This is a genomic window from Rhizobium sp. R635 (genome assembly GCF_002211285.1).
GTDB lineage: Bacteria > Pseudomonadota > Alphaproteobacteria > Rhizobiales > Rhizobiaceae > Rhizobium.
Map to the genome: position 1 here is coordinate 263,610 of NZ_LOKX01000032.1, position 12,369 is coordinate 275,978.

General features: G+C 62.6%; 6 protein-coding genes. 4 read left to right on the forward strand and 2 right to left on the reverse strand.

Features of this window, described 5'->3' with window-relative positions; genetic code table 11:
* Positions 1–163 precede the first annotated feature (163 nt).
* Genes ATY78_RS20770 through glgB form a run of 3 tightly spaced genes read left to right on the forward strand, consistent with a single transcriptional unit; the run spans position 164 to position 8,868 of the window.
* Positions 164–3,391 (forward strand): alpha-1,4-glucan--maltose-1-phosphate maltosyltransferase, encoded by a 3,228-nt coding sequence (locus ATY78_RS20770; RefSeq protein WP_088684184.1) that lies wholly within the window; start codon positions 164–166, stop codon positions 3,389–3,391.
* Complete coding sequence (gene treS / locus ATY78_RS20775) at positions 3,392–6,673, forward strand: maltose alpha-D-glucosyltransferase (RefSeq protein WP_088684185.1); 3,282 nt, start codon at positions 3,392–3,394, stop codon at positions 6,671–6,673.
* Positions 6,670–8,868: a 1,4-alpha-glucan branching protein GlgB gene (gene glgB / locus ATY78_RS20780; protein WP_088684186.1), complete on the forward strand. Its 2,199-nt coding sequence runs from the start codon at positions 6,670–6,672 to the stop codon at positions 8,866–8,868. Before treS ends, glgB begins: the two co-directional genes overlap by 4 nt.
* Before the next feature lie 21 nt (positions 8,869–8,889).
* Here glgB and ATY78_RS20785 read toward each other — a convergent pair whose 3' ends face one another.
* Entirely contained in the window at positions 8,890–10,518 is a 1,629-nt protein-coding gene (locus tag ATY78_RS20785) for a thiamine pyrophosphate-dependent enzyme (protein ID WP_088684187.1), read from the reverse strand.
* Positions 10,519–10,543: 25 nt separating this feature from the next.
* Positions 10,544–11,722, reverse strand: a complete 1,179-nt coding sequence (locus ATY78_RS20790) for an amino acid aminotransferase (RefSeq protein WP_088684188.1) — start codon at positions 11,720–11,722, stop codon at positions 10,544–10,546.
* Between the two features lie 155 nt (positions 11,723–11,877).
* Between ATY78_RS20790 and ATY78_RS20795 the strand changes: the two genes are divergently transcribed.
* Positions 11,878–12,345, forward strand: coding sequence for an Lrp/AsnC family transcriptional regulator (locus ATY78_RS20795; protein ID WP_088684289.1), 468 nt, complete (start codon positions 11,878–11,880; stop codon positions 12,343–12,345).
* Positions 12,346–12,369: the final 24 nt, after the last annotated feature.

Below are 12,369 nucleotides of genomic sequence, written 5' to 3' on the forward strand. Positions count from 1 at the left end.
AAATGTGAGGCCTTCCTTCTCTCGTTGAGCGGGGCCGACCCGTCTGATGATGTCGTCTCCCATCTCGCCTTACGATGCCTCATGCAGCCGTGAATTGACGGGTTGAGTGGAACAACCTCCGCCAAAGGAAGTTTGCCTGAAAAGCAACTCGAGGCGGCGGCCGATGTTACTCTCTGCGAAGCAGGGTGCGTTCAGTACCCCACCCCGTATCTATTATGTCAATCCGCTACTTCTCCAAGGCATCGATGCATGGCGCGAGGTTTTCGATCATGCGGCGGATACCGGCTTCGACCATGTGCTGACGGCGCCGCTCTTCGACCGGGGTGGGGATTGCAGCATTTTTACGTCCCGGGATTTCGATCGCCTCGACCCCGAATTGCAACTGGGAAGCGCGGTCGAGGAGGGGCTGTCGCGCCTCGTGGAGGCTGCCGGCACGAGCGGCGTCGGCTTGATGATAGACCTGATGCTCGACGGGAAGGCCCGAGACCCGCAAGCGGGCTTTCGTCCCGTCGATCCCCGGCGCTCGCCGCTCGACCCGGCGGAGCCGATGACCATGATGGGAGCGGAGCGGCAATCGCAGCTGCTGGCGGAATGGACTGAACGGCTGCGGCGGTTCTCCGGTTTCGGCCTCTCCGGCTATCGGGTGCTCGGGATCGATCGCGTAGCGCCGGCGTTTTTCAAATCGCTGATCACGGCGGTCCGTGAGAAGGCTGACACGCAATTCCTCGCATGGACGCCCGGCACCGATTTTGCGGTGAGGCGAGCGATCGCGGATGCGGGTTTTACAGGATGTTTCTCATCGATGGCCTGGTGGGATCTCGACGAGAGATGGTTCCTCGAGGAGCATAACGTTCAGGAGCCGCTCGGCTGGCAGGTCGCCTTTCCCGAGCCGCCCTTCGCAAGGCGGATCGCGCACGGGACCGAGAGCCGCGAAATCCTCGAGCGGCGCGCCGTCAGGGCGCTGCGGCTCGCGGCCTCGCTTGGCGGCGGCCTCATGGTTCCCATGGGTTTCGAATACGGTGCGGCTACCCCGCTCGATCCCACGCATGGGGACGGCTCTGGCTTGCGGAAGCTGCGCCATGATCTCGCCTTCGATATTTCCTCCGAGATACGCCTCGCCAATACCGAGATCGCCAAGGCCGGCCGTGCACGCGCTCCATCGCTTCGCCTGATCCGAAACGCCAGCGGGCCGGTTTCAGCGCTGGTGCAATCCGAGGCACAGGATCTGCGCAGTGCATCGGACGTGCGCTTCATTCTGCTCAACCGCGATCTCAGGCGAAGTGCGCCCGCGCCGGTGACGGCGCTTCGCGAGGCTGTTTCCGGTTATCTCCCTGTCACGGCCGATGGCGCGGTCCTGCGCCTGCGGCCAGGGGAGATGCGGATCATCGAAGGCAAGGCGCCGGAGCCGATCACATCGCGGCCCGCCCTTGACGTCGAACAGGCGACAGCCTCGCCGCGGCTTGCCATCGAAAACATCACGCCGCGGGTCGATGACGGACGCTTCCCTGTCAAGCGCGTCGTCGGCGAGACCGTCACCGTCGAGGCCGACATATTCGCCGACGGCCACGATCCGATCGCCGCCGTCCTGCTCTGGAAGCCGCACGATGCCATGGCGGAGTGGAACGAGACTGAGATGCAACTGGGCGAGAACGACCGCTGGCGCGCTGAATTCCTGCTGGAACGCGTCGGGCGCTACGAATTCGCGGTCGAGGCGTGGAAGAACGCCTTCGCGATCTTCCGTTACGAGCTGACCAAGAAGAACGATGCGAGGCTGGACCTGAAGCTGGAGCTTCAGGAGGGCTTGAACCTCGTTCGCGCCGCGAAGGCTGAAGCGCCGGCAGCACTCGGCGCCGATTTGCAGGCTCTCATCGGCAGTCTCGAAAACGCCTCCGATTCCGAACGCACGGCGATCCTGCTCGATCCCCAGACTTCCGAGCTGATGAACCGGGCCGACAGGCGGCCGTTCCGGCTTCGCTCCACGACGAGCGCCGTCGATTCAGAACGCAAATCGGCAGCCTTCGCCAGTTGGTATCAGATCTTCCCGCGCTCGCAGAGCGGCGACCCGAACCGGCACGGCACCTTCGACGACGTCATCCCAAGATTGCGCGCCATTCGCGACATGGGTTTCGACGTGCTCTATTTCCCGCCCATCCATCCGATCGGTTCGACCAACCGAAAGGGGCGCAACAACAGCCTCAAGGCCGCGCCTGACGATCCCGGCAGCCCCTATGCCATCGGCTCCGAGGAGGGCGGCCATGATGCCATCCATCCCGAGCTCGGCGATTTCGAGGATTTCGGCCGGCTGGTCGAGGAGGCAGGCCGGCATGGGCTGGAGATCGCGCTCGACCTTGCGATCCAGGCTTCACCGGACCATCCCTGGCTGACGGAGCATCCCGGCTGGTTCGACTGGAGGCCCGACGGCACGATCAAATATGCCGAGAACCCGCCGAAGAAATACGAGGACATCGTCAATGTCGATTTCTACACGAAGGACGCGCTGCCCTCTCTATGGGTGGAGCTCCGGGATATCGTCCAACTGTGGGTCGACCAGGGCGTCAAGCTGTTTCGCGTCGACAATCCGCACACAAAGCCCTTCCCATTCTGGGAATGGCTGATCGGCGATATCCGGGCGCGCCATCCCGACGTCGTCTTCCTGTCGGAAGCCTTCACCAAGCCGAAAGTCATGTACCGGCTGGCGAAGATCGGCTTCTCCCAGTCCTACACCTACTTCACCTGGCGCAATGCCAAGTGGGAACTCGAGCAATATATGCGGGAGCTGACGCAGACGGCGCCGAAGGAATTCTTCCGCCCGCATTTCTTCGTCAACACCCATGACATCAATCCGGATTTTCTCCAGAACGCGCCGCGCCCGGCCTTCCTGATCCGCGCGGCTTTGGCCGCCACCTTGTCGGGCCTTTGGGGCGTCTATAACGGTTTCGAACTTTGCGAGGGGCGCCCCGATGCCAAGCGCAAGGAATATGCCGACAGCGAGAAATACGAGATCCGTGCCTGGGATTACGACAGGCCAGGCAACATCATCGCCGAAATCAGGATGCTGAACCGCATTCGCAACGAAAATCCGGCGCTGCATTCGCATCTCGGACTGACGCTGCTGAATGCCTGGAATGAAAACATCCTGTTCTTCGAAAAGGCGAGCCGCGCCCGCGACAATGTTTTGCTGATCGCGATCAGCCTCGACCCCCATAATTTTCAGGAAAGCGATGTCGAGCTGCCGCTCTGGAAGTGGTCGCTCGGCGACGGCGGCGGGCTCGACGCCGAGGATTTGGTCACGGGGCATCGGTTCAGGTGGAACGGCAAACGGCAGAGAGTGAGCTTCAATCCTCAGATCCTGCCCTTTGCGATCTGGCGCGTTCGCGCAGCGGAGGCATGAATGGACACGATGAATCCCGGCAACACCGAGCAGCCGCTCTGGTACAAGGATGCGATCATCTACCAGCTGCACATCAAGTCGTTCTACGACGCCAATGGCGACGGCGTCGGCGATTTTGCCGGCCTGCACGACAAGCTCGATCACATCACCGCACTCGGCGTCAATGCCATCTGGCTTTTGCCGTTCTTTCCCTCACCGCGCCGCGACGATGGTTACGACATCGCCGATTACGGCAATGTCAGCCCGGATTACGGGACCGTGGAGGATTTCCGCGCTTTCGTCGACGCAGCCCACCAGCGCAATATCCGCGTCATCATCGAGCTCGTCATCAACCACACCTCCGACCAGCATCCCTGGTTCCAGCGCGCGCGCCAGGCGCCCGCGGGATCGCCCGAGCGCGACTTCTACGTCTGGTCGGACAGCGACCAGAAATTCCCGGAAACCCGCATCATCTTCCTTGATACGGAAAAATCCAACTGGACATGGGATGCCGTCGCCGGTGCCTACTACTGGCACCGCTTCTATTCCCACCAGCCGGATCTCAATTTCGACAGCCCGCTCGTCATGGAGGAACTGCTGAAGGTGATGCGCTTCTGGCTGGAAACCGGCATTGACGGCTTCCGCCTCGACGCGATCCCTTACCTCGTCGAGCGCGAGGGCACGATCAACGAGAACCTGCCGGAAACCCATGCGATCCTCAAGCGCATCCGCGCCGCGCTAGACGCCACCCACCCCGGCGTCATGCTGCTGGCCGAGGCCAATCAATGGCCGGAGGACACGCGCGAATATTTCGGCGAGGGTGACGAGTGCCATATGGCTTTCCACTTCCCGCTGATGCCGCGCATGTACATGGCGATCGCCAAGGAGGATCGGTTTCCGATCACCGATATCCTGCGCCAGACGCCAGAAATCCCCGAGAATTGCCAATGGGCGATCTTCCTGCGCAATCACGACGAGCTGACGCTCGAAATGGTGACGGATGCCGAGCGGGATTATCTCTGGGAGACCTATGCCTCCGATAAGCGCGCCCGCATCAATCTCGGCATCAGGCGGCGTCTCGCGCCGCTGATGGAGCGCGACCGCCGGCGCATCGAGCTGATGAACGCGCTTCTGCTCTCGATGCCGGGAACGCCTGTGATCTATTACGGCGACGAGATCGGCATGGGCGACAACATCTATCTCGGCGACCGAGACGGGGTGCGGACGCCGATGCAATGGTCGCCCGACCGCAATGGCGGCTTTTCCCGGACGGACCCGGCGCGTCTCGTCCTGCCGCTGATCGGCGATCCGCTCTACGGTTTCGAGGCCGTCAACGTCGAGGCGCAGAGCACCGACGCGCATTCGCTGCTCAACTGGACACGCAAGATGCTGGCGCTGCGTGGGCGGCATCCGGCCTTCGGGCGCGGCTCGCTACGGTTTCTCTCGCCAGAGAACCGGAAAATCCTTGCCTATCTCAGGGAATATGAGGGCGAGACGCTGATGTGCGTCGCGAACCTCTCGCGGCTGCCGCAGGCGGTCGAGCTTGACCTCTCGGCCTTCGAGGGCCGCGTGCCTATCGAACTGACCGGCATGTCGCCCTTTCCGCCGATCGGCCAGCTGACCTATCTGCTGACGCTGCCGCCCTACGGCTTCTTCTGGTTCCAGCTGGAGGCCGATGCCGATCCGCCGGCATGGCGCACCGCGCCGCCCGAACAATTGCCCGATCTCGTGACGATGGTCATTCGCCGCGGCCTGCTCGATCTCGTCGACGAGCCGCGCCTCGGACGCGTCCTCAGCAACGAAATTCTGCCTGCTTACCTCGCCAAGCGGCGCTGGTTCGGCGCGAAGGACCAGCCGCTTCAGGCCGCGCGGCTGATCTCGGCGACGCCGATCCCTTATGCCGACGGGATCGTTCTCGGCGAACTGGAGGTGGAGCTGCCGGATCACAGCGAAGCCTACCAGCTGCCGCTGGCGGTCGCCTGGGACGATGCCCAGCCGTCGGCGCTGACCCAGCAGCTTGCGCTCGGACGGGTTCGCCAGGGCAGGCGGGTCGGTTTCCTCACGGATGGGTTTGCTGTGGAGGCGATGGCGCGCGGCATCCTGCGCGGGCTGGCCGACCGCTCGCGCATCACCGGGCGCACCGGCACCCTCGAATTTCTCGGCACCGAGCGGCTCGACCGTCTTGATGTGACCGACGACATGCCGGTTCATTGGCTTTCGGCCGAGCAATCCAACAGTTCGCTGATCGTCGGCGATACCGCGATGATCAAGCTGATCCGGCACATTTTCCCGGGTGTCCATCCTGAGGTCGAGATGACGCGGTTTCTGACCTGCGCGGGTTACGACCACACCGCTCCGTTGCTCGGCGAGGTCGCGCACACCGATTCCAGCGGGCGCCGCTCGACCCTGATCATCGTCCAGGGCGCGATCCGCAACCAGGGCGACGCCTGGAACTGGATGCTCAACAATCTGCGCCGCGGCGCCGACGAACTCGTGCTGGCCGACCCGGCGGTCGAGCCCGGCGACGACGTCTTCCAGCCGCTGATCAGCTTCGTCGCCATGGTCGGCATGAGGCTCGGCGAATTGCATGTCGTCCTCTCCGGGGAAAATGCCGACGAGGCTTTCAGTCCCGTCGTCGCCGGCGACGATGAGGTGGAGGCGATCAGGAAGGCGGTGGCGGGCGAAGTCGCCTATGCCATGTCGAAACTGGCGGAACGCGAGGAAAATGCCGATCCCGCGATCGATCTTCTCGCCCGCCCGCTTCTGGAGCGCCGTTCCGAGCTCGTCGAACTTGGCGCGAGGCTGGCGGAGAGCGCCCGCAGCACGCTGATGACGCGCACGCATGGCGACTTCCATCTCGGCCAGATCCTGGTCAGCGAGGGCGATGCCGTCATCATCGACTTCGAAGGCGAGCCCGCGAAAAATCTCGCCGAACGCCGGGCGAAGACGGTTCCGTTGCGAGATGTCGCCGGGCTTCTGAGGTCGCTCAGCTACCTCGTCGCCACCGCCCAGCTCGACAATGACGCGGTCACCGAACACGAAAACGAGGTGCGCCGCGACGCCATCGCCCGTTTCGGGCGCCATGCCGAGAAGGCCTTTCTCGATGCCTATTGGCAGGCGGCCTCCGCATCGAAGGCGCTCGCCATGCCGACGGAACAGCGTCGGAGGGTTCTCGATGCCTTTCTTCTCGAAAAGGCCGCTTACGAAGTCGCCTATGAAGCCCGCATCAGGCCGAAGTGGCTGCCGATCCCGCTTGCCGGCCTAACCGAAATCGTATCGCGCTTGGCGGGGGTAACGGCATGAATGTCGAACGCTCGGAACTTCTCGCAGGCATCGGGCACGATGCGCTCTGGGCCCTGATCGAAGGCCGCCACGGCGATCCCTTCTCGATCCTCGGTCCGCATGAGAGCGGCGGCATGACGATCATGCGCGTCTATTTGCCGGGCGCCGAAGGCGTCGACCTCATCGAAGCGGCGAGCGGCAGGGTGGTGGCGCCTTTCAGCATCGCTCATCCCTCCGGCCTGTTTGCGGCGGCGGTGGGTTCGAGGATGCCCTACCGGTTGCGGATCACATGGCCGGATGGCGAACAGATCACCGAGGACCCCTACAGCTTTGGGCTTCTGCTCGGGGAACTCGATCTCCACCTGATATCCGAGGGCACCCACTACAGCCTGAGCCGGACGCTCGGCGCGGTGGAGATGTCGGTCGACGAGGTGGCTGGGGTTCGTTTCGCCGTCTGGGCGCCGAATGCCCGCCGCGTCTCTGTCGTCGGCGATTTCAACGCCTGGGACGGGCGGCGAAACCCGATGCGGCTGCGGCAGTCGGCCGGCGTCTGGGAACTGTTCGTGCCTCGGCTCGCGCCCGGCGAGAGATACAAATTCGAAATCATTGACGCGCATGGCAATTGCCTGCCGCAGAAGGCCGACCCGGTGGCGAGAGCGAGCGAAGCTGCCCCGTCCACCGCATCGATCGTCGCATCGTCGACACGGTTTCGATGGACTGATGACAATTGGATGAAGGGGCGCTCGCGACAGGAAAGACTGGAGGGTCCGATCTCCGTCTACGAGGTGCATGCCGGTTCCTGGCTGCGGGAGAATGGCGGGCGGTCGCTCGACTGGGCCGAACTCAGCCAGCGGCTCGTTCCTTATGTTCGTGCGATGGGGTTTACCCATATCGAGTTGCTGCCGATCATGGAGCATCCCTTCGGCGGCTCCTGGGGCTATCAGCCGCTCGGCCTCTTCGCTCCGACCGGCCGTTACGGCACGCCTGAGGATTTCGCCTATTTCATCGACCGCTGCCACGGCGCCGGGATCGGCGTCATCCTCGACTGGGTGCCGGCCCATTTCCCCACGGATGTCTGGGGGCTCGCCCGCTTCGACGGCACGGCGCTTTACGAGCATGAGGATCCGCGCGAGGGCTTTCACCGCGATTGGAACACGCTGATCTACAATCTCGGCCGCAACGAGGTGAAGGGCTTCCTGATCGCCAGCGCGCTCGAATGGCTCGAACGCTACCACATCGACGGATTGCGCGTCGACGCCGTCGCCTCGATGCTCTACCGCGACTACAGCCGCAACGAGGGGGAATGGATTCCCAATCAATATGGCGGGCGCGAAAATCTCGAAGCGGTGGAATTCTTCAAGCACCTGAACAGCATCATTCACGAGCGCTGCCCGCATGCCATGACGATCGCCGAGGAATCGACGGCCTGGCCCGGGGTGACGAAGCCGCCGGAAGAGGGAGGCCTGGGCTTCGACATGAAGTGGAACATGGGCTGGATGCATGACAGCCTGAGCTACATCGAGAAAGATCCCGTCTACCGGAGCTATCACCACGGCACGATGACCTTCGGGATGATCTATGCCTATTCCGAGCGCTTCATCCTGCCGATTTCGCATGACGAGGTCGTTTACGGAAAGGGCTCGCTGCTCGGCAAGATGCCGGGCGACGAGTGGCAGAAATTCGCCAATCTGCGCAGCTACCTCGCCTTCATGTGGGGCCATCCCGGCAAGAAGCTGATGTTCATGGGCGGCGAGATCGCCCAGCCCGGCGAGTGGAACCATGACGCCTCAATCAGCTGGGATGTGCTGGACCGGCCGGCGCATGCCGGGCTTCAGCGGCTGGTCAAGGATTTGAACGGTTTTTACGGAGAAGAGCCGGCCTTGCAGTTCGGCGATTTCCATTCCGAGGGCTTCGAATGGGCGGCGGCGAACGACAGCGTCAATTCCGTTCTCGGCATGCTGCGTTATGCTCCGGAGCGCTCGTCCTCCGTCCTCGTCGTCTCGAACTTCACGCCGGTGCCGCGTTACGGCTACCGGATCGGCGTGCCGCGGGACGGCGTGTGGATCGAACGGATGACGACGGATGCGCGCGAATATGGCGGCTCCGGTCTCGTCAATGGCGCAGTGCCGAGCGAACCCATACCCGCCCACGGCAGGCAGCATTCGCTCTCGCTGATGCTGCCGCCGCTGGCGACGGTTTTTCTCAAGTCACCTTGATAGGGCTTCACGTCCTTCCGGTCATTCCGCGTGCGGAGCCGGATGAATGAAAGGCCAGGGGCTCGCCTCGGAGCCCTTTTCGACAGGAACCTCGATGAGGACAGGTTCATCGAGAGCAAGCGCTTTCTCCAATACCTCCCTCAATTCGCCGGGGCTCGTCGCCTTGAAGGATCGGATGCCGAAGCTCTCGCCCAGGGCGACGAAATCGGGATTGGTGAGATCCGAGCCGAGATAACGGCCTTTATAGGTCTGCTTCTGATCGCGCAGCACATTGCCGTAGGCGGAGTTGTTGAAGACGATGGCGACGACATTGATCTTGTGCTGGACGGCGGTGGCAAGTTCTTGAACACCGAACATGAAGCCGCCATCCCCTGAAACCGAGATAACGGCTTTATCAGGATGGGCGACTTTCACACCCAGGGCGGTGTTGAAGCCGAAACCGAGATTATCCTGGTAACCGCAGGTTACATATTGACGAGGGCCATAGACGGGAAATCCAAACCGGGCGGTGAAGCCCATCTGACTGACCTCCTCGACGAAGAAACCGTCCCTCGGCAAGGCTTCGCGAATGGCGTCGAGATAGGCGAGTTGCGGCTGCACCGCCGAGAAGCGAGACTTGGCCTCCCTGTTGAACTCGGCAAATTCGCTCGTGCGGTCCTCGCGACGCGTGCCCGTGAGGGCATCGATCAGAGCTTGCGTCCCATCGCTTGCATCCGCGACGATACCGATATCAGGCTTGAGGCGCACCATCTCGGTCGGATCGACATCGATGCGGATGATCTTCAGCCCCTTTGGCAGCCATTTCCAGCGCATGTACTGCAATTCGAGCCGGCTGCCGACCCCGATCAGCACGTCGACCTTCTTCCAATATTCATAGGCGGCGACGAAATTCAGGTAGTTCGGGTGGTCGTCGGCGACGATGCCCTTGCCGGAGCGATGCGAAGTGACGGGCGCCTGCAGCAGTTCCGCCAGCGCGGCAATCTCCGCACCGGCATCCGCCGCGCCGCCGCCGACCATGATCATCGGATTGCTGGCGCCTGATATCAGCGCCGCCGCGGCGGCGATCTGATCGGGATTGACCGCCGGATGAGGCGCGCGCGTTGCTACGGGAACGTCGATTTCAGGGCCGGCTTGTCCGAACACGTCCCACGGCGCTTCGACCGCTCCTGGGCCCTGGCGGCCGGAGAGCATCTTGGCGACGACCTCGGCCATGATGGACCCGGCCTCGGACTGGTGGTTGATGCGCTCCGACGTCTTGGTAATCCCGCGCATCGTCGCGAGCTGATCCGGCAGTTCGTGCAATTGCCCTCTGCCGCGCCCGATCAGGTGCGACATGATGTTGCCGGTGACGCAGAGTACGGGCGCATTGGCGCCGTAAGCGGTGCAGAGGGCCGCACCCGAATTGAGAACACCGGGACCTGGCACGACGGTATAGGCGCCGATCCGGCCGGTGGATTTGGCATAGCCATAGGCCATGTAGCCCGCACCCTGTTCATGCCGGGTGTGAATGAACCGGATCTTGTCGCCGGCGTCATAAAGGGCGTCGTTGAAATCATACATATGGGCGCCGGGGATGCCGAAGACCGTGTCGATCCCGTGGGCGACAAGCGAACGGGTGATCGCCTGGCCGGTCGTTTCTTTCCTGCTCATTCGAAAGCTCCAAGAATGCGATTGGTTATGATTTCAGGCAGCCTTCGGCCCGGAGCGCCGCGACGATGGCGCCGGCATCGGCGGGCTGCATGCCGGCAAGGTTCATGCGGCCGGAATCGGCCATGTAGATGCCGTGGTTTGCCCTGAGCGCGACCGCCGTTTCCCTACGCATGGAGAGATTGGAGAACAGGCCGCGTTGCCGGCTGATGAAGGCGAGATCGGGAGAGGCGGCGGCCAGTGCCGCGCGATTGCCGTTGACGCGCTCGCACATTTCTTCGAGCTCCGCACGCCACATTGCCGTCATTTCGGGGCTTTCGAGAATGACCCTGACGACAGCCGCGCCATGGTCTGGCGGCATGGACCAGTTGACGCGGGCAAGCGCCGCCATGTTGCTTTCGGCCTTCGTGACGTCATCGGCATTGCGGGCCACGACGTAGAGCGCGCCGACGCGCTCGCGATAGAGGCCGAAGTTCTTGTCGCAGGAATAGGCGATCAGCGCCTCGTCGACCGCATCGAGGATCATGCGTGCCGGCGCGGCATCCTGTTCGAGACCGTCGCCGAGCCCCTGATAGGCGAGATCGATGAAGGGCACGAGCCTGTGCGCAACGAGGAGATCGGCAATCTCTCGCCACTGCTCCATGGTGAAATCGATGCCCGTGGGATTGTGGCAGCAACCATGAAGCAGCACGACGTCGCCCTCGTTGGCGGAAGACAAGGCTTCCACCACGCTTTCGAATTTCACCTGCTGTAACGTAAGGTCGACGAAGGCATATTCCTTCACGGTCAGGCGCGCCGAAGAGAAGATCGGCGCATGGTTGGGCCAGCTCGGCGTCCCCAGGAGAACCTTCGCCGATGGGTTTGCCGTTTGGATGAGCTCCGCGCCGAGGCGGAGCGCGCCGCTTCCGCCCGGCGTCTGAATGCCGACGAGGCGTTGGGCGAATTTCGGCGAGTTTCCGAAGATAATCGGCTCAAGCAGGCGGACGAATTGCAGATCGCCTTCGGGGCCGAGATATTTCTTGCTGTCCTGGGTTTCGAGAAGAAGCTGCTCCGCCGCCTTGACGGCACGCATGACGGGCGTGCGTCCCATGGCGTCGCGATAAACGCCGACGCCGAGGTCGATCTTTCCGGAGCGCTCGTCGGCCTGAAAGGCCTTGATGAGTGCAAGCAGGCTGTCGGCCGGCCGGTTCTTCAGTTCCTCAAACACGAGCTCCACCTCCGCTTTTGTGTCATTGGCCGGAGATTAACGGAACTTTCATGACGAATTTCTGCGATTATCTCCTTTCGGAGGTGAATCGATGCAGACAATCGGCGCGCAAAGGCTATATTGCGCAGAAATTCCCCTTATATGAGAGGGCGTCAATGCTCGACCAGTTCGATATCAAATTGCTTGCCGCCCTCCAGCAGAACAGCGAACTGACGCAGAGCGAACTCTCTCAGAAGGTCAATCTCTCGGCGACCCAATGCGCCCGCCGTTTGGAAAGGCTGCGCAAAGAGCAATATATCCAGAGCGTCGTCGCCATCCTCAACCCGGTGAAACTGGGCTTTACCGTCGTCGCGCATACGCTTGTCAGCCTCCGAGCGCATACCGAGGGCGGAAACGAGCGGCTGCATCGCTTCATCGAGACCGCGCCGGAGATCCTGGAGTGCTATTCGCAGACCGGCGACGCCGACTTTCTGATGAAGGTCATGACGCGCGACCTCGACCATCTCAGCCAGTTTCTCGAAAGAATGATCCGCGTCACCGACAATCTGGCCTCGATCAAATCGAGCATCGTGCTCAAGACGATCAAGAAGACCACCGCTCTGCCGCTGCAAATCGTGACGTGAGCGTGTCAGCACATGGAAGCTGCC